14 protein-coding genes are annotated in these 20,492 nt (G+C 36.5%); 13 read left to right on the forward strand and 1 reads right to left on the reverse strand.

The window, feature by feature from the left end:
• The first annotated feature begins 2 nt into the window (after positions 1-2).
• The 8 genes from ACK4M9_RS18015 to ACK4M9_RS18050 all read left to right on the forward strand — a co-directional run bounded on the left by ACK4M9_RS18015 (position 3) and on the right by ACK4M9_RS18050 (position 16,211).
• Complete coding sequence (locus ACK4M9_RS18015) at positions 3-833, forward strand: carbohydrate ABC transporter permease (RefSeq protein ID WP_409853633.1); 831 nt, start codon at positions 3-5, stop codon at positions 831-833.
• A gap of 25 nt (positions 834-858) precedes the next feature.
• On the forward strand, positions 859-2,193 hold the full coding sequence (locus tag ACK4M9_RS18020) for a GH1 family beta-glucosidase (protein WP_409853636.1): 1,335 nt from the start codon (positions 859-861) through the stop codon (positions 2,191-2,193).
• A gap of 38 nt (positions 2,194-2,231) precedes the next feature.
• Complete coding sequence (locus ACK4M9_RS18025; RefSeq protein ID WP_409853639.1) at positions 2,232-3,569, forward strand: glycoside hydrolase family 30 protein; 1,338 nt, start codon at positions 2,232-2,234, stop codon at positions 3,567-3,569.
• Positions 3,570-3,712: 143 nt separating this feature from the next.
• Positions 3,713-6,883, forward strand: coding sequence for a hypothetical protein (locus ACK4M9_RS18030; protein WP_409853642.1), 3,171 nt, complete (start codon positions 3,713-3,715; stop codon positions 6,881-6,883).
• A gap of 314 nt (positions 6,884-7,197) precedes the next feature.
• Positions 7,198-11,997 carry a carbohydrate binding domain-containing protein gene (locus tag ACK4M9_RS18035; RefSeq protein ID WP_409853644.1) on the forward strand — a complete coding sequence of 1,600 codons (4,800 nt, stop codon included), beginning with the start codon at positions 7,198-7,200 and terminating at the stop codon, positions 11,995-11,997.
• A gap of 296 nt (positions 11,998-12,293) precedes the next feature.
• Positions 12,294-12,869: a YesL family protein gene (locus ACK4M9_RS18040; RefSeq protein ID WP_409853666.1), complete on the forward strand. Its 576-nt coding sequence runs from the start codon at positions 12,294-12,296 to the stop codon at positions 12,867-12,869.
• 19 nt (positions 12,870-12,888) lie between these two features.
• Positions 12,889-13,881 (forward strand): L-glyceraldehyde 3-phosphate reductase, encoded by a 993-nt coding sequence (gene mgrA / locus ACK4M9_RS18045; RefSeq protein ID WP_409853647.1) that lies wholly within the window; start codon positions 12,889-12,891, stop codon positions 13,879-13,881.
• 260 nt (positions 13,882-14,141) lie between these two features.
• On the forward strand, positions 14,142-16,211 hold the full coding sequence (locus ACK4M9_RS18050) for a bifunctional aldolase/short-chain dehydrogenase (RefSeq protein ID WP_409853650.1): 2,070 nt from the start codon (positions 14,142-14,144) through the stop codon (positions 16,209-16,211).
• 176 nt (positions 16,212-16,387) lie between these two features.
• Here ACK4M9_RS18050 and ACK4M9_RS18055 read toward each other — a convergent pair whose 3' ends face one another.
• Positions 16,388-17,143, reverse strand: a complete 756-nt coding sequence (locus tag ACK4M9_RS18055; protein WP_409853652.1) for an IclR family transcriptional regulator — start codon at positions 17,141-17,143, stop codon at positions 16,388-16,390.
• Positions 17,144-17,313: 170 nt separating this feature from the next.
• Between ACK4M9_RS18055 and ACK4M9_RS18060 the strand changes: the two genes are divergently transcribed.
• From ACK4M9_RS18060 to rhaM, 5 genes are all read left to right on the forward strand, one after another.
• The gene (locus ACK4M9_RS18060; protein WP_409853654.1) at positions 17,314-17,532 is read left to right on the forward strand and encodes a hypothetical protein; all 219 of its coding nucleotides are present in this window, start codon (positions 17,314-17,316) and stop codon (positions 17,530-17,532) included.
• Positions 17,533-17,536: 4 nt separating this feature from the next.
• Positions 17,537-18,367, forward strand: a complete 831-nt coding sequence (gene kduI, locus ACK4M9_RS18065) for a 5-dehydro-4-deoxy-D-glucuronate isomerase (RefSeq protein WP_409853656.1) — start codon at positions 17,537-17,539, stop codon at positions 18,365-18,367.
• A gap of 38 nt (positions 18,368-18,405) precedes the next feature.
• Complete coding sequence (gene kduD / locus ACK4M9_RS18070; protein ID WP_409853658.1) at positions 18,406-19,188, forward strand: 2-dehydro-3-deoxy-D-gluconate 5-dehydrogenase KduD; 783 nt, start codon at positions 18,406-18,408, stop codon at positions 19,186-19,188.
• Between the two features lie 92 nt (positions 19,189-19,280).
• A complete protein-coding gene (locus ACK4M9_RS18075; RefSeq protein WP_409853669.1) occupies positions 19,281-20,114 on the forward strand; it encodes a sugar phosphate isomerase/epimerase family protein in 834 nt (277 codons plus the stop codon).
• A 6-nt stretch (positions 20,115-20,120) separates the two neighbouring features.
• Positions 20,121-20,435 (forward strand): L-rhamnose mutarotase, encoded by a 315-nt coding sequence (gene rhaM, locus ACK4M9_RS18080; protein ID WP_409853661.1) that lies wholly within the window; start codon positions 20,121-20,123, stop codon positions 20,433-20,435.
• The last annotated feature ends 57 nt before the right edge of the window (positions 20,436-20,492 follow it).

The raw sequence follows: 20,492 nt of genomic DNA on the forward strand, positions 1-20,492 counted from the left end.
CAGTGAATAAAAGAAACATCGTAAAAGGTATTTTTTATGCCCTATTAATTATTCTTTTAATTATTAGCTTCATACCGTTTTATATGATGATTATTAATGCAACTCGCTCAACAGCTGAAATTCTACGTCACGGTTTCACATTATTACCGGGTAGATCATTAATAGATAACTATAACGTGCTATTAAGCTATATGGATATTTGGAAAGGTTTTAGAAACAGTTTATTTATTGCTGTTAGTGTAACAATTTTAAGCTCATACTTTTCGGCATTAACTGCGTATGGCTTTGCTGTTTATAAGTTCAAAGGTAGCAATGCCCTATTTGTTACAGTATTAGTGTTGATGATGGTCCCTGGTCAGTTAGGGTTAATCGGTTTTTATGATTTAGCGAAAACGTTAGGGATTCTTGACACGTACATTCCGTTAATCATTCCTTCAATTGCAGCACCATTTACAGTTTTCTTTTTACGACAATTTGTTGTTTCAACTTTGCATCCATCTTTATTAGAAGCTGCACGAATTGATGGAGCGGGTGAACTAAGAATTTTTCACCAAATTGGTTTTCCAATAATGATGCCAGCTATTGCTACAATGGGGATCTTTACTTTCATTGGGTCTTGGAACAATTATATCCTTCCGCTTGTTGTGTTATTTAGTCCGAGTAAATATACATTACCAGTTATGATGGGGGCATTAAGAGGATCACAAGTAGAGTCAAATATCGGGGCGATGTATCTAGGAATTGCGATTTCCGTTGTTCCAATTATGATTATCTTTTTATTCTTATCTAAATACATCATCAGTAGTATCTCAGCAGGATCAGTTAAAGAATAATAGACTTATAGAAGAGGTGTCATTAATGTCACAATTTAAGAAAGAATTTATTTTTGGAACGGCAACGTCTTCGTATCAAATTGAAGGTGCTTACAATAAAGGTGGCCGCTCGTTATCGATATGGGATACATTTTCTAGAACTCCAGGAAAAGTAATTAACGGTGATACTGGAGATGTTGCTTGTGACCATTATCATCGATTTGAGGAAGATATTCAGCTTATTAAAGAGTTAGGTGTTGATTCTTACCGTCTTTCAATTGCATGGCCAAGAATTTTCCCGCAAGAAGGCGTATATAACGAAGAAGGAATGAATTTTTACAAATCGTTAATTTCTGCGTTGTTGAAAGCCGGAATAAAGCCAATGGTAACTCTTTATCACTGGGATTTACCAATGTGGGCACATGAAAAAGGTGGGTGGGTTAGTAGAGACTCGGTATCATGGTTTTTACAATTCGCAGAAAAATGTTTTGAGGAATTAGACGAATACGTTTATTCGTGGATAACTATTAACGAGCCATGGTGCGCAAGTTTCTTAAGTTATATTCAAGGACACCATGCACCAGGTCATAAAAATGTTGAAGAAGGGTTAAAAGCGGCCCATCATATTCTCTTGTCTCATGGTAAAGCGGTGCAACTCTTAAAGGGGAATTTTAAATCTAACACTCCGATTGGAATTACACTTAATTTAACTCCGACGTATCCTGCAAGTGAATCATTTAATGATCAAGTTGCTAGTAATAACATTGATGGCTATTCAAATCGTTGGTTTTTAGATCCTATTTTTAAGGGAACCTATCCATTAGATATGGTAAATCTTTTCGCAAAATCAGTTCATGACTTTAGTTTTATAAAGACAGGTGACTTAGAGACAATTTCAGTTGAGTGTGACTTCTTTGGAATTAACTACTATAACCGAACACTAGTTGAATATGATGCAACGAATATCTTTCTCTTTGAATCCGCCTATTCGGACTATCCAAAAACCGGAATGGGTTGGGATGTTTCACCAAAAGAGTTTAAAGAATTAATTCATCGCCTAAGACGAGAGTACACAGATCTACCAATTTACATTACTGAAAATGGAGCTGCGTATGAGGATATTCTAGAAACAGACGGAACGGTTCATGACAATGAGAGAACAGATTATGTTGAAAAACATATTACAGCTGTTCGCGAGCTTGACGAAGAAGGCATGAATATAGCTGGATATTTTCTTTGGTCGCTTTTTGATAATTTTGAGTGGGCCTTCGGCTACGAAAAACGTTTTGGAATTTTCTATGTTGATTTCGAAACACAACAAAGATACTGGAAAGATAGCGCGAAACGTTATAAGGAGATTGTAAAGAATAGATCAGTATAAGAAATTTTTCAAGAGCCTAAATAACGGGAGGGAATAAGATGGAGAGAAGCATGAGATTTATCCAAACGGCAAAGGATGATCAAGAAAAATGGAAAGATAAAGGTTCCTTATCGTTTAAAAAAGGAACTACTTCAGACAGTAATGTCATTCGAATTAATCCAGAAATAGAATATCAAGAATGGATTGGATTTGGGGGAGCGTTTACTGAGGCGGCGACATATACCATGTCAAAAGTGTCAGAAACTCATCGAAGCAACATTTTACGGGCTTATTATAATAAAGAAGAGGGCTTAGGTTATACACTTGGTCGAACACACATCAACAGCTGTGACTTTTCACTCGAAAATTACACGTATGTTGAGAATGAAGATACAAAACTCGAGACATTTTCAATTCAACGAGAGCAGAAGTATGTCATTCCTTTTATAAAGGATGCAATGAAAGAAGCAGAACAAGAACTGACAATTTTAGCCTCGCCATGGAGCCCACCTGCTTGGATGAAAACGAATGGTGAAATGAATAACGGTGGCAAATTAAAGGCAGAGTATCGTGATCTTTGGGCTACGTATTATGTGAAGTATATTGAGGCTATGGAAAAGGAAGGTATTCCTATTTGGGGAGTATCAATTCAAAACGAGCCAGAAGCAACGCAAACGTGGGATTCTTGTCGGTATACTGCAGAGGAAGAGCGTGATTTCATAAAGAATCATCTTGGACCAATCTTTGAGGCTAATGGTCTTCACGATAAAAAGATCGTTATTTGGGATCATAACCGTGACATCATCGTAGAACGTGCAACTACGATTCTTTCAGACCCTGAGGCGGCAAAATATGTTTGGGGAACTGGAAACCACTGGTATGTTTCCGAAGACTTTGAAAATCTTTCAATGGTCCACGAAGCGTTTCCTGACAAGCACCTCCTCTTTACTGAGGGGTGTATTGAAGGTGGTGTTCAACTAGGTGCATGGCATACTGGTGAAAGGTATGCAAGAAACATTATTGGCGATATGAATAACTGGTTAGAAGGATTTATCGATTGGAACATCGTGTTGGATGAGAATGGTGGACCTAATCATGTAGGCAACTATTGTGACGCGCCAATCATTGCTGATACAAAAACAGATGAAATTCACTACAATAGTTCTTACTATTATATTGGTCATTTCAGTAAATTCATTAAGCCAGGTGCTAAAAGAATTGGTCTCACATTAAATAACGAGAACATTGCTGCGACTGCATTTAAAAATAACAATGGTGAAATTGTGTTAGTCGTGTTAAATGAAACAGAATTAGGACAATCTTTTACCGTGCAAGTCGAAGGTGAATATGTTGAAGTTGAAGTTGAAAGGCGATCAATTGCAACATTTATCATTTAATCGAGTGAATTTCATAATTACTTTAATTGAACTAAATCATTCTAAATGTAGTTGCGAATGGTTTCTACGCAACTACATTTAAAACTTAGTAGCGAAAAATAATGAATTATGAAATTCATTAACGAACTTTTTGGGGGAATGACATGTATTCACTAAAAGAAAATCAAAACTTTCAAATTGAAAACTTTCAACAACGCCCAACATTCTCTAGTTTCTTACCAGGAATCGCAGGAGTTAATGGAATTCCGATGTGGGTATTTTATGTAAATCGTGGCCAAGGAATTGCGAGCTTTGGTGTCCAAGATAAAGACCATGCAATAATGGAATTTCTACCAGCAGATAAATCTTATCAGCTTGTACAAGTTCAAGGATTTCGAACATTTATTAAGATTATTGAGAATGACAGGACAACCTTTTTAGAGCCATTCTCGTCGCAATTATACTCAGACGCGAAAGAAACAATGGTGATTTCCGAGAATAAACTAGCACTAGAGTACGTCAACGAAGCAAACGGCATTAAGATGACAGTAGAGTATTTTATTTTACCAGAGTCACCTGTGGCTGGCCTCGTTCGTCATGTGAAGTTCCAAAATTTATCCAATAGTAAGAAGCAATTCGAATTATTAGATGGACTACCGTCTGTGTTTCCTAGCGGGGTTCCTAATGCCGCATATAAGGAATTAGGGAATACGATTAAGAGTTGGTTTGACGTTTATAATCTTGATAATGACATCCCTTTCTATAAGTTGAGAGGAAGCATGGAAGATACGGCTGAAGTGAAAGAAGTCCATCAAGGAAACTACTTTATGAGCTTAATCTCTTACCGTGGTGAGGAAAAACGTTCGAAGCCAATTATTGATCGAGATATCATTTTTGGAACGGATACAACACTACAGTTGCCTAAAAACTTTATGAAAGAGAACATCGAAGCGTTAATGGCTGAAGAAGCTCAGACAACGAATAAAGTGTCATGTGGTTTTACAGCAACTAAAGTGGAGTTAGAGACAAATGAAGAACTAGAGATTTATACAGTTGTTGGTCATGCTAGTGAGCTTCAAACCGTTAATACGTATGTGAAAGAAGAAATTACGATATCAAGGTTACGCAACATGAAGAAGATTGCAGCAACGATTACGGATAAAATAACAAAACCGATTAAAAGCAAAACAGGCAAACCGCTCTTTGATGCCTATAGTCGCCAAAGCTATTTAGATAATGGCCTTCGTGGTGGCTTCCCGGTTGTGTTCGGAAATGACGAAAAGCAAAGCTTGTATTATTTATATTCACGTAAGCATGGTGATTTAGAGCGAGATTACAATTTCTTCTCACTTAGTCCTACTTACTATTCTCAAGGGAATGGGAACTATCGTGATATTAACCAAAATCGCCGTTGTGATGTCTTTTTTGAGCCAAAAGTAAAGGATTACAATGTTAAACTATTTATGAATTTAATCCAATTAGATGGATACAATCCTCTTGGAGTGAAAGGTGTTAGATTTTCAATCGATTCGACGTCGTTTGATTTTACTCCTTACATACCAAAGGACACTGAAGAAAAAGTAAGCAAGTTCTTAAGCTCTTCCTACACGCCAGGAGAACTTAAACATTTCTTAGAGGATGAAAAAGTAACCTTGTTAACGTCCTTCGATGTCTTTTTAGCAGAAGTCCTGAGTGTTTCAGAGCATTTATTCCAAGCTGAATTCGGCGAAGGATACTGGATGGATCATTGGACATATAATCTTGATTTAATTGAAAGTTATTTAGCGATTTATCCAGATAAAAAGGCTGAATTATATTTTAACAAAGATTATCAGTACTTTGAGAGCCCAGCTCGAGTTAAGAAACGTGCTGATAAATATGTCATAAACAATGGCAAATTGCGTCAGTACGGTGCGATTTACGAGGATAAACAAAAAGAGCGTGAAGCTGCCCAAAATAATGGAGTAATGTGGGTAAAAGATAAGAGTGGACAAGGTGACGTTTATAAAACAACGCTTTACTCTAAGTTATTCCTTCTTGGTCTCGTAAAAACATCAACATTAGCCCCAATGGGACTAGGTGTGGAGATGGAAGCAGATAAACCAGGATGGAACGATTCTTTAAATGGTTTACCAGGAATGATTGGTGCGAGTACTTCAGAATTATTTGAAGTAAAACGACTATTTGATCTTCTTTTAGAGGTAACAGGTGAAGAGAAAGTAGCACTGCCAATCGAAGTAGCTGATTTTCTAAGTGGCGTTGTAAAGGCAATTAAGAAAGTCGAAGCTTCAGAGATTAATGAAGACGAGTATTGGCATGAGGTTTCTACATTTAGAGAGAACTACCGCGAGACAATTTATCAAGGTATTGGTGGTGAAGAGTCAGTATTCACGGTAGAAGAAATAAAAGGAATAAGTCAAATCCTTAAGACTAGAGTTGAGAAAGGGATTGAGCGTGTTCGTTCTTATAATGGAGAGCTTGTTCCTACGTACTTCTATTTTGAACCGAAGAACAGTTTAGATCATGGAGTACCACCGATTTCAGAGTTAGAGTGGACACCAAAAGCAGTAACACCGTTTCTTGAGGGAATCGTCAAATCATTAAAATTGACAGAAGACGGGCAAGAAGCGAAAAAGATTTATGATGCCGTTCGTGCTTCTGATATTTATGATAACAAGCTAGGTATGTACAAGACGTCGATGTCAATTCTAGAAGAGCCGAATGAGCTTGGACGTGCAAACGCATTTACCCCAGGATGGTTAGAGAACGAGTCGATCTTCTTGCATATGGAATATAAGTACTTGTTAGCGACACTTAAGTCAGGATTAGCAGCGGAATTTTATGATGATGTGAAAACAGCATTAATCCCATTCCTAGATCCAAAAGTATATGGAAGAAGTACGCTAGAGAATAGCTCATTTATTGCAAGTAGTGCAAACCCTAATCCGAAGCTACACGGTCGTGGCTTTGTATCAAGGTTAAGTGGTTCAACGATTGAGTTTATGAATATGTGGTTTGTTATGATGACAGGTGGAAAGCCATTTAAGGTTGAGGGTGAAGAGCTTGTTTGTCAACTTTCTCCAATCCTTCCAAGCTGGATGTTTACAGAAAACGGTGAAGTCTCTTGTACGTTCCTCGGAGCGTGTGAGCTTACGTATGTAAACGCTAAGAAGCTAGACACATTTGGAGATAACGCAGCCTTACCTGTACAATATACATTAACCTATGGCGATGGAGAGACCGTTATCCTCCAAGGTGACTCTGTAAGAGGATCCGATGCTGAAGATATTCGAAGTGGTAAAATACTGAAAATTTCAGTTCAATTGGCTGAATAAACAGTAACTAAGCTATCAAACTAAATGTAGTTAAGAAAGCCTATATGGGAAGTACATTTAGAACTTAAGAACGAAAATGGTGAATTATGAAATTCGTTAGCTTAGTTTTTATTGAAACTGAGTGATGGAAAGTGGGTGATGATTTTGCCTACTTTCAACTCTTGGATCAAATCGAAAGCGCTTTCGGTTTGAATTTAAACATCTATGATTCTCACCCGTATAACGATTTAGTTAGTTAAGGAGGTGATTTTGAACGCATTCTTACCTTTTAACTGTAATTCTATTTTTATTTAAAAATGGAGGGAAGTCAAATTATGTTAAAGAAGTCTATTAATATTCTATTAGTTTTTCTATTAATTCTTTCTAATTTTAGTTTGGTTGTAAAAGCGGAGGAAACTTCTGGAGTGAATGAAGAATGGACATTAGTTTGGGAAGATAACTTTGATGGAGACGAGCTAAACTTAGATAATTGGACAATAGACACAGGGAATGGTTTTTATGATGGTGAAACATTTATCCCAGGTTGGGGAAATGAAGAGCTGCAATATTACCATGAAGATAATGTGCGTGTAGAAGACGGTAAATTAATCTTAGAAGGGCGAAAAAAATCGCATACCGACCCGCGACAAGGTACATTTAATTATACGTCTGGAAAAGTTCACAGCCAAGGTAAGTTTAGTCAAAAATATGGTCGATTTGAAGCGAAAATGTCACTCCCAAAAGGTCAAGGTTATTGGCCTGCGTTTTGGATGATGCCTGAAGATGATGTTTACGGTGGATGGGCTGCTTCTGGTGAAATCGATATTATGGAAAGTGCTGGTGGAAGACCAGATCATATTGGTGGAGCAATTCACTATGGTGGACAGTGGCCAAATAATACGTACACTGCAAAAGATTATTACTTCCCTGAAGGTCGCGACATTACTGATATGAATGTTTACGCGGTTGAGTGGGAGCCAGGTGAAATTCGCTGGTATGTCAATGATGAGTTATTCCAAACATTAAACAATTGGTCAACGACGAGTACTGGAAATCCAGCTAAATTTGCATATCCTGCACCTTTCGATCAAGAATTTTACATCATTTTAAATCTTGCGATTGGTGGTTGGTATGGTGGAAATCCTAATGAAACTACACCATTCCCAGGAGAAATGAAAGTTGATTATGTAAGAGTGTATGAGTTAACTGGTAGAGACTACAAAGAGCCAGTAGAGCCAGTATTTGAACCGGTAGAATTACCTGTTGATGCAAAAGTAGCTATTAATGGTAACTATGTGTATGACACGAACTATGAAAAAGGTTTCACAGTTTTAAGATCTGGTGAAGAAGAATGGAACAATACTTATTGGAATTTCTTAAATTTAAATGAGTTCAACGGAACGGGTTCAGTATCAGTTGATACGTTAAACGGCGATAAATTCGCAAAAGTTGACATCGCCAATGGTGGGAATCAAACTTATTCAATTCAATTAATTCAAAATGTTACGATGGGTACTGGTAGATGGTACAAACTAAGTTTTGACGCTAAGTCGAACACTAACCGTAACATCAATGTGAAAATTGGTGGGGGAGCAGATCGTGGTTGGACAGCGTATTCTCCAAATATGGACTATCAACTGTCGAATGAAGTCCAATCATATGAAATGATCTTCCAAATGCAACATGACACAGATCCACGTGCACGACTTGAGTTTAACTTAGGGTTAAACGCAAACCCTGTATGGATTGGTAATGTAGTAGTTGAAGAGGTAGATGCAATAGACCCATATAATGAAGATGCACCAAAACGTCCGTTAAGAAACGGAAACCATGTTTATAACGGCACGTTTGATCAAGGTAGAATGGACCGTATGACGTATTGGAATTTCGATACAGACGGTGGAGACGCAACAGCTTCTGTCGATCAAGATTCAAGAGAGCTTTCTGTAGCTATTAAAGATGGTGGTTCTAACGTTGACTCTATTAAACTAGTACAAAAAGGAATGAATCTTCTTCCTACTGATGAATATAAGTTAACGTTTGATGCTAAAGCAGCAGCAGCTAGAAATATCGAAGTTGCATTGCTAAGCAAAGATGGTAGTGTTAATTATTCTAGTAATCAAGTGATTCAACTAACTACGAATATGGGAACAAAAGAAGTAGCATTCGTTATGCTAAATGTAGAAGATATTGAGGGACAACTCGTCTTTTTCTTAGGTGGAAATTCTAATGATGTAGTAATTGATAACGTAAAAATGGTCCGCACAACAAATAATAATGCTAGTGTAACAGTTGAGCAAGCTTTCCCATTAAAAAATGGTAATTTTTCAAATGGAATGGCGCATTGGGATCAACATATTCATGGGATTTACGAGCCATCTTCAGAAGCGACGTTTAATGTTGAAGATAGTACATTCAAAGCAAATATTATTAACACAGGTTGGGAGCCTTGGCATGTCCTTTTAATGCAAAATGGGATGAAAGCTTTAGGAAACCAAACGTATGTAGTAGAGTTTGATGCTAAATCTACAGTAGATAGAGTAGTAGAAGTAGTATTAGAAAATGGGAGTTATCACCGTTATTTTGCAGAAAAAGTAGAATTAACAAATTCCATGAAAACATATAAGTATGAATTTGTAATGGCTAATGATGATACAGTAGACTTGAAATTCTTATTAGGAAAAATTGTTGGTACTAATGATATTGGCAGTCATGAAGTATTGATTGACAACGTGAAGTTTGAGGTTAAAGGTGAAAGAGAACGATACTTCCCATTAAAGAATGGTGATTTCTCTAATGGAATAGAAGGATGGCACAATCACGTTCAAGGTGTTTGGGAAGGGCAATCAAGGGCATCTTTTAGTGAAGAAGATGGAAAAGCTAAAATAACTGTCGATCACACTGGAAATGATACTTGGCATGTACAGTTTTTCCAAGATAATATTACATTAGAAGAAGGACTAACATATGTCATTGAATTTGAAGGAAGTGCGTCAATTGAAAGAAAAATTGAGCTAATTGTTGAAAATGCTAGTTACCACCGTTACTTCTCAGAAGAAATCGCACTAACAAATCAGGCTGAAACATATAGATTTGAATTCGATATGAATTCAACTGACGTAACTGCATTAAAATTTTTACTAGGTTCGGTAGGTGGTGTCATAGCTGATAGTCACGATATTTTTATTGATAACGTAAGATTAGAAGTAAAAGGTGCAAGGGAAGTTCTAAATGGTAGTCAAGATGGTGAAGAACCATCAGACCCAGAAGTTCCTTTTGACCCAAAAGATAAAGAGTGGAAAGAAATTGGAGATAACTTAATCGTTGATGGTACTTTTAATACGACAACAGAATTCGGTGCTCCAGATAGTGATCTTCCATGGCAGATACACAACCAAGGTCTCTATGAAGATTGGGCAGGGCTTGTAGAATTTTCTGTAGTAGATCAAGTTTTAAATGCAAAAATTAATCAAGTTGGTTGGGCTTGGTGGCAAATTCAATTATTCCAAAATGTTGAAGTCCCAGCTGGAATTTACAAAATCGCATTTGATATGCAATCGGATCATGAACGTATTGTGAGAGTAGAATTAGCAGAAACAGGAACCGGCATACACGAATTTACTGTAGGTAGTACGATGGAGACATATGAAACTATCGTTGAAGTTACGAATTCTGGTAAATTTAAATTCATGTTCGGTTTAGGTAGAGAAGGTGCAGATGCAGAATTACCTGTGCCATACACTATTCTTATCGACAATGTAAGATTAGTAGAAGTTGAAGAAGTAAAATCGGTAGACCCGGTAGACCCGGTAGACCCGGTAGACCCGGTAGACCCAGTAAATCCAGTAGATAAAGAATGGGTAGAGATAGGAGAAAATTTACTTATTGATGGTACTTTTGACACGACAACTGAATTCGGTGCTCCAGGTAGCGATCTTCCATGGCAGATTCACAACCAAGGCCTCTATGAAGATTGGGCAGGGCTTGCAGAATTTTCTGTAGTAGATCGAGTTTTAAATGCAGAAATTAATCAAGTAGGTTGGGCTTGGTGGCAAATTCAATTATTCCAAAATGTTGAAGTCTCAGCTGGAATTTACAAAATCGCATTTGATATGCAATCGGATCATGAACGTATTGTGAGAGTAGAATTAGCAGAAACAGGAACCGGCATACACGAATTTACTGTAGGTAGTACGATGGAGACATATGAAACTATCGTTGAAGTTACGAATTCTGGTAAATTTAAATTCATGTTCGGTTTAGGTAGAGAAGGTGCAGATGCAGAATTACCTGTGCCATACACTATTCTTATCGACAATGTAAGATTAGTAGAAGTTGAAGAAGTAGAAGTTACTAAACCAGGAGATCAAGATGGAGAAGAAACTGTAGTACCGGTAGAGAGAAATGTTCTAACTCCAGTAGCAAAGAATAGCCGAGTTAATCTGATTGGAAGTAACGTATCAATAAAAATGCCAGCTAACTTACCAGAAGGTACACAAGTAGCTATTGAATTAATAGAAGAAGTAGCTACTCCTCCTCAAGGTCTTAATAAAGCAGGAGAAGTGATTAAGGTAGATCTTCAATTAGGTGACGGAGAATTTGATGGGGAATTTGAGTTAACTTTAGGGTATGAAGATGGTTTTGAAGAAGTAGCAATTTACTATTTAAATGAAACAACAGGGAAATGGGAATTCATTGGTGGAGAGTTGAACCCTGATACTAACACAATTACTGTAACGGTTACCCATTTTTCAACATATGGAGTATTTGGTCAAGTTCCAGACGATCAAGTTGAACCAGATAAACCAGTTGAACCAATTAAACCAGAACCAGTTAAACCGGAACCAGTTGAACCAGTAAAACCAGATAAACCAGTTAAACCAGTTGAACCAGTAAAACCAGTTAAACCAGTTAAACCAGTTGAACCAGTAAAACCGGTTAAACCGGATAAACCAGTAAAACCAGTAGACCCAGTTGATGATCAAACAGGTGAAAATACAAAAACTAAAAATGATACGGATAAAAAATTACCAAATACAGCGACAAATAGTTATAACTTGTTACTTGTAGGTTTAACATTGATTATCCTAGGTGGGATCGCTCTCATTGTGAAACGCAGAAAAAGTTTAGCATAATTATTTTTTAGATTAAAGGTGAAATGTCTGTTCTCGTTAGGAGTCAGACATTTTTACTTTGATATTGGTGTTTTTGCCTAAATTGTTTTCTATTTGTTAAAATAATCAAGACTACCATTGGTGGTGCCTTTCAGTAGATTGATTTCAGAACCTAGTTTATTACAAAAAAATTAATAAAATTTGATAAAATTAATCTACAGGTACTTTGACGTACAAGTACAAAAATGTGATTTTGAGGTGATTAGATGAAATCAGAAGGATTTGGTGGAAAGGTATATCAAGCTCTCGATTTATTCATGAAAATAGCATACCTAAATTTATTATGGATTATATTCACGGTTATTGGATTATTCATTTTTGGAGTCTTCCCTGCATCAGTCGCTTTACTCTCGGTTATTAGAAAATGGCTAATGAAAGATGCTGATATACCAATTTTTAAGAGTTTCTTTCTAGAGTTTAAAAAGGAATTTATTCGTTCGAATATTTTTGGGTTTATTTTTATCGTCGCAGCTGCCATTTTATACACTAATTTTAGTTATATACTCCATGGGAGTGGCCCACTACAGGGCATTCTTACAATAGGATTAATTATTAATGGGTTCATATTTCTAATAACATTCATCTATTTTTTCCCTGTATACGTTCATTATAAGTTGAAATTTCGTGAATATTTTAAGCATTCATTTCTCATGGGTTTGATAAATATCCATCATTTTTTATTAATATGTTTCCTTTTTTTTACAATCTATCACCTCTTCATTTACTTTCCCGTTTACGTGGGTTTATTTTTACCAAGTATGATTGGATTGACGGTTATGTCAATAACCTTAATTTCTTTTAATAATTTTGAAAAGAAGAAATCAGTAATTTAACATTTATGGAGGAATAAAAATGAGATATAAACCGAATGAGCAAAGATACGAGTCAATGGTTTACAATCGATGTGGGAGGTCCGGCATTAAACTACCGGCACTTTCATTAGGGTTATGGCACAACTTTGGTGGAGTAGATGTTTTTGAAAATGGGCGTGCTTTAATTCGAAAAGCTTTTGATTTAGGTATTACCCACTTTGATCTTGCAAATAATTACGGTCCTCCACCTGGATCGGCAGAACAAAATTTCGGGGAAATCTTACGTCAAGATTTTTCTGGGTTTCGAGATGAAATGATTATCTCTACAAAAGCAGGCTACGGAATGTGGCAAGGGCCATATGGTGATTGGGGGTCTAGAAAGTACTTAGTTTCAAGTCTTGATCAAAGTTTAAATAGAATGGGATTGGATTACGTTGATATATTTTATCATCACAGACCGGATCCCCAAACACCACTGGAAGAAACAATGATGGCACTTGATCATATTGTTAAACAGGGTAAAGCCCTTTATGTTGGGATTTCTAATTATGGGGTAGAAGAAACAAAACAGGCAATTGAGATTTTAAGAACATTAGGCACACCGTTACTTATTCATCAGCCAGCTTATTCGATGTTTAATCGCTGGGTTGAGGATGGGTTAACATCCCTTCTAAAAGAAGAAGGGGCAGGCTGTATCGCCTTTGTTCCGCTAGCACAAGGATTGTTAACAAACCGTTATTTAAACGGTGTACCAACAGATTCTCGAGCATCTAAAGCGAATAGCTTTTTAAATCATGGCGATATAACAGAAGAAGTCATTCAAAAAGTACAAAAACTAAACATATTAGCACAACAACGTGGTCAATCTCTTGCGCAAATGGCAATAGCATGGGTGCTTCGTGAGCAAAAAATTACTTCTTGTTTAATTGGTGCTAGTAAAGTAAGCCAACTTGAAGAGAATGTCGCTTCCCTTAATAACCTTAACTTTAGTTCGGATGAGCTACAGTTGATTGATCAAATTCTATCAGTTTAAAACGCTAGCTGAAATCATCAAAGAACGCGTAAAAATAGGTTACTTCTTTATAATAATATTGAGACACAGGTGCTAGGCTCTTAAGAGAGTTAAGCACCTGTTTTTTTGTTGATTTTATTAGATTACAATACCTGCAAAATTTTGTATTCAATCTAAAGATTCAGAAAAAAATACAATCAAATAGAAATAACAATTCAAAAATAAAACAAACTGTGATAAGATGTAACCATATAGTGAAAACAACATAAACGGAGGTAAATATGGTAAAAAATCTTTGGAATCCGAAAGAAACAAAAGATATGCAACCTGGATTGGATGAACTTGTTTATCGATCGAACTTAATCGGAGCTAATCGCGCTGTATGTAATTGGGGTGGTGGGAATACATCGATGAAAACAGTCGTTCAAGATTTTCGTGGTCGTGATGTTGAGGTAATGTGGGTGAAAGGTAGTGGCTCCGACCTTGCTACGATGAAAGCAAAAAATTTCACTGGTTTAAATTTAGAAGCCATACGTCCGTTATATGAGCGTGATGAGATGTCTGATGAAGAGATGGTTACTTACCTTGCGCATTGTATGTTTGATAGTAAACACCCTCGTGCTTCAATAGAGACTTTACTTCATGCATTTTTACCATTTAAACATGTGGATCATACACATCCTGATGCGATCATTAGTATATGTTGTGCTGATAATGGAAGAGAAGTAGCGGAAGAGATTTTTGGAGATCGCTATGTTTGGGTACCGTATGTGCGACCTGGATTTAAATTATCTAAGATGATCGCTGAAGGCGTTCGAGACAATCCGAATGCTGAGCTTGTCCTAATGGAGAAGCATGGTTTAGTTGTTTGGGGAGACACTGCAAAAGAAAGCTACGATAAGACGATTTCAATTATTAATGAGGCTGAACAATATATTGAGGCAAAAATTAAAGAAGATTCAGTTTTTGGAGGACAAAAGTATCCAGCGTTAGCCGAAGAAGAACGTAAGGAGATTTTAGCGGAAGTGATGCCGGCCATCCGAGGGAAAGTATTTGTTGAAAAGTCTATGATCCTTACCTATGACGATAATCATACCGTCCTTCAATTTGTAAATAGTGAAAGTGCAAAAGAATTATCACAAATTGGTGCAGCGTGCCCTGATCATTTGGTACATACGAAGATGGTGCCGTTATACATTGACTGGGATCCAAGAACAAAGGATGTCGACCAGCTACTTCATAAACTTAAAGTTGGGATTGAAACTTTTAAAGCAGAATATACAGCATACTTTAATCGTAATAAAGTAGAAGGAGACAAGATGTTTGAACCTTCACCACGTGTTATTTTAATTCCTGGTCTTGGGATGGTGAACACAGGAAAGAACTTAACAATGGCAAATGTTAGTGGATCGTTATATAACCGTGCCATCTCTGTCATGAGAGGTTCAACAGCACTAGGAAATTTCGTTTCCTTAAATGAAAACGAATCCTACCATATTGAATACTGGCCACTAGAGTTATACAAGCTTACATTAGCGCCTGCAGAAACAGAGTTTTCTAGAAAAGTAGCCTTTGTTACAGGAGGAGCTGGTGGGATCGGTAGTGAAACATGCCGCTTACTAGTTTCAGAGGGAGCTCATGTCGTGATTGCGGACTTGAATTTTGAAGGAGCTCAAAAGGTTGCAGTTGAAATTAATGAAACCTATGGTGAAGGCCGTGCAATAGCTGTAAAAATGGACGTGACGAAAGAAGAAGAAATTCAAGTAGCATTTAAAGAAGCTGCAATAAACTACGGTGGAGTAGATATTATCGTTAATAACGCAGGTTTAGCAACATCAAGTCCTTTTGATGAAACATCGTTAAAAGAATGGAATTTAAATATGAACGTGCTTGGAACAGGGTATTTTTTAGTTGCTCGAGAAGCGTTTATTCAGATGAAGCAACAAGGCACAGGTGGTAGCATGGTGTTTGTTGGTTCGAAAAATTCAATCTATGCTGGAAAAAATGCAGCTGCCTATAGCTCGGTGAAGGCACTTGAAACTCATTTGGCAAGATGTATTGCTGCAGAAGGTGGAGAGTATGGCATTCGCGTAAACTCAGTTCTTCCAGATGCAGTACTTCAAGGATCTGCGATTTGGGGTTCGAACTGGCGTCAAGAAAGAGCAACAGCATACGGCATTGAGCCAAGTCAACTTGAAGACCACTATCGTAAACGTACAACTTTACTCGTGAATATCTATCCTAGAGATATCGCTGAAGCTATTGCTTTTCTTTCTTCGTCGAAAGCAGAAAAAACAACAGGTTGTATGATTACAGTTGATGGCGGTGTCCCAGCATCGTTTACTCGTTAAACGACATTAGAGAGGTTGAACATACAGGTCATCTGCAATGACTATATGAGTCAATCTCTCTTTTATTGTTAATAAAATAATAAGGTTTTTTCACTTGTGGATAAAGTGAAAGAGCATACTTTTTTCTCGGAGATCAATTGCTAGTCGGGGTTTACCTATACCTTCCTCTTTTTGTTCTACTGTAAATCTGAGAGTATAGCTGCCTTACAATTTAAAATCTCTAGAATCATTTTTTCAAGAAAACTTTCTGTTAGTCTGTAATTTGGGATACTAACACTAATGGCACCGTAATTGTTTTGATTTACGGTAAGTGCTGTACCTACACAAAACACATCGTTCTCATGCTCCGAATTATCAAAAGCATAGCCGAACTTACGAACTTTTTCTATCTCTTCCAACAGTTCCTGTTTGGTCGTAATCGTATTTTTCGTATGCTTAGTAATTGTATTTGAGTCAAAATATGTTTCAATTTCATGATTTGATCTTTCAGCTAAAATCGCTTTTCCCATTGCCGAACAATAAAGTGGGATGACTTTACCAACTTGAGAATATAAACAGATTGGATTTTTGCTTTCCAATTTCGTTACATAAACAATATTTGTATTATTTAAAATACCTAAGTGCACAGTTTCATTTGTTACCCTATTTAAATTTTCTAAATGTGGCTTTGCAATGTCTTTTATACTTAGCTGGTTAATTGCTTTATCCGCATATTTAATAAGACCGTGGCCAATAGTGTATTTCTTCGAATTAGTATTTTTTTGAACATAACCAATAAGTTGAAGTGTATCTAGGATTTTTAATGCAGTAGATGTCGTTAAATTTGTATTTTTGGCAATTGAGTTCAGACTTTGTTCCTCACTTGAAATAGATAAAAAATCCAAAATGATCTTTGCTTTAATAAGGACAGTTCCATAGGGTTGTTTTGTCATGTCATAAGAAATCCTTTCAAATATAAGTAGTAATATAGCAATTCTAACATCTTAAGTATAAAGATTGAAATTTACAGAATAATCATTGAAGTCTTTTAAAGTATTATATATAATAAATTTAAGATTTCCAAATAATAAATCGTATTTCCAAATAAGAAATTTTAATCAAAGTGAAAAAAGCAAAAGAATTAGGTGTAAGAACTAGCTTTGATTTTAACTGCCGAGCACGTCTTTGGAGTCATAAGGAAACATCAGATGCAATTAAAGCCATTTTTCCATTTGTAGATCATTGTTTCTGTGGAGAATTAGATGCTATTTATTTGCTTGGTTTTGAAAGGGGTAAGATAACCTCAATTAAACTATTTAAAATTGAAAGAAAAGGAGAATGAATTTATGCAAACGCGCTATGCAACAAATCCTGAGGATGTAAAGAGTTATACTACTGATAAGTTACGCGAGGAGTTTCTTGTTGAAACGATATTTGAATTAGGGAAAGTTCATTTAACCTATACACATAACGATCGAATGATCTTTGGTGGAGTTACACCTGCTGAAGAAGAGTTAACAATTAAACTAGACAAAGAGCTAGGTGTTGAATATTTTTTAGAACGCCGCGAGATGGGGATTATTAATATCGGTGGTCACGGTATAGTTATTCTTGATGGGACTGAATACGATATGCAACTTCAAGATGGATTATATGTCAGCAAAGGAACAAAAGAAGTTTTATTCCGTTCAAAGGATGCTGCTAATCCAGCCAAATTTTATATTAATTCTACTCCTGCACATCACATATATCCAACAGTAAAAATTGATATTAACAAAATTTCTCCTCTTGAAGCAGGATCATCAGAAACATTAAACGATCGTAAAATTTATCAATATATTCATCCAAATGTGTGTGAGAGCTGCCAATTGCAAATGGGGCTAACAATGCTCTCGCAAGGAAGCGTCTGGAATACAATGCCATGTCATACTCATGAAAGACGTATGGAAGTTTATTTATACTTTAATATGGAGCCAGAAACAAGAGTTTTCCATTTTATGGGTAAACCTGAGGAGACTAGACACTTAGTTTTGAAAAATGAACAAGCAGCAATTTCACCAAGCTGGTCTATTCATACTGGTACGGCAACGAGTAACTACACATTCATTTGGGGGATGTGCGGTGAAAATATTACTTACCATGATATGGATTTTGTGAAAATGGAGGAATTAAGATAATTATTACAATAGCTATGTAAAAATTGGAGGAATTAACTATGGTAAACCAATTACAAGATTTTTCTTTAGATTTCTTTAGCTTAAAAGGTAAAACGGCTATCGTAACAGGTGGAAATACAGGCTTAGGCCAAGGATATGTAGCAGCCCTTGCAAAAGCAGGAGCAGATTTATTTGTTGTCACATATGATACAAATTGGGACGAAACAAGAGAGTTAGTTGAAAAAGAAGGACGTAAAATCGAATTTTTCCAGGCAGATTTAACGAAAAATGAGGTTATTAAAGATGTAGTTGACGGTTGTTTAAATGCATTTGGAAAAATCGACATTCTAGTTAATAACGCTGGTACAATTCGTCGTAATCCATTGCTTGAATACAAGCAAGAGGACTGGGATGCTGTAATGTCCATTAACTTGGACTCTGTATATTTCTTAAGTCAAGAAGTTGCAAAAGTAATGGTAGAGCAAAAGAGTGGGAAAATTATCAACATCGCATCAATGCTTTCATTCCAAGGTGGTAAATTTGTTCCGCCGTATACAGCTAGTAAGCATGCTGTAGCTGGTATTACAAAGGCATTTGCTAATGAGTTAGCAGAACACAATGTTCAAATTAATGCAATTGCACCTGGCTATGTTGCCACGGCTAATACTGCACCAATTCGTGCAGATGAAAAGCGTAATGCAGAAATTTTATCTCGTATTCCAGCAGCGCGTTGGGCAGATCCTGCAGATTTAATGGGAACTGTAGTATTCTTATCAAGTAAAGCATCTGATTATATTAATGGTCATATTTTAGCTATAGATGGCGGTTGGTTGGCTAGATAATAACAACTAAAGAACGCAACACATGTAAGAAGCCGTACTACCTCATCTAAGTGGTACGGTTATTTTTTCGAAAGGTTGGAGGGATCTATATGATGAATATTGGAATAAGAGCACATGATATTGAAAAGCTTCCACTTGAAGAGCTAGTTAAGGTAATAGCGGACAAAGGGTTAACCTCTGTCCAATTAGCTTTAGCGAAATCTCTTGATTTTAATACAGCTAACGGGAGTTTAAGTCCTGGGATTGCTTATCATGTCGGGAGTGCTTTCCGACAAAAAAATATCCAAATTGCTGTATTAGGCTGCTATATTAATATGATACATCCTGACAAAGAAGAAAGAAGGAAAGCATTAGAGCGTTTTAAGGAACATTTACGATATGCAAGAGACTTTGGCTGCAGTATTGTCGGAACTGAAACTGGAAACGTGAATGCTGAAATGGGCTATACAGAAGAAAATTTTAAGGAAGAGCCTTTTGGGGAAGTTGTAACAAGCGTTCGTGAGTTAGTAGCAGAAGCAGAAAAGTTTGGTGTCATAGTTGGAGTAGAGGCAGGAGTTAACCATCCGATTTATTCGGCAGCCGCCTTGAAAAGACTACTTGATAATGTACCATCTAATAACCTTCAAGTAATTCTCGATCCAGCCAATTTAATAACGGCTGATACTTATAAAGATCAAGATGAAATCATTAAAGAGGCGTTTGAGTTACTAGGAGATCGATTGGCTATTATTCACGCTAAAGATTTTGTCATAGAAGAAGGTAAATTAAAGTTTGTACCAATTGGTACTGGGCAATTAAATTATGATCTAATTATGAAGTTGGTTAAAGAGAAGAAGCCTTTCATCAATATTTTAATGGAAGATACTCAAGAGCCATATATAGATGGTAGTATCTCTTATCTAAGAAATAAATACGAAGGAGTGTGAGCATAAATGATACGTAAAGCTACAATCATGAAAGTAAATCATGATAGCTTTGAAGAGTATAAGAAGAGACATGATGAGCTTTGGCCAGAAATGGCAGTGATGTTAAAAGAACATGGCTCACATAACTATTCTATTTTTTTAGATGAAGAAACAGCCACATTATTTGCCTATGTGGAGATAGAAAGTGAAGAGAAATGGGATCAAGTAGCCAAAACTGATATTTGCCAAAAATGGTGGGCCTATATGAAGGATATTATGGAAACAAATGAAGATAATAGTCCGGTATCGAAAGAATTACAAGAAGTGTTTTATTTAGGTTAAATTCAATTAATTAGTGGAAAGAGACAAACCAAGGTGATATGCTCCCCTAAAGGTAGA

This window comes from Anaerobacillus sp. (genome assembly GCF_046314235.1).
Lineage (GTDB): Bacteria > Bacillota > Bacilli > Bacillales > Anaerobacillaceae > Anaerobacillus.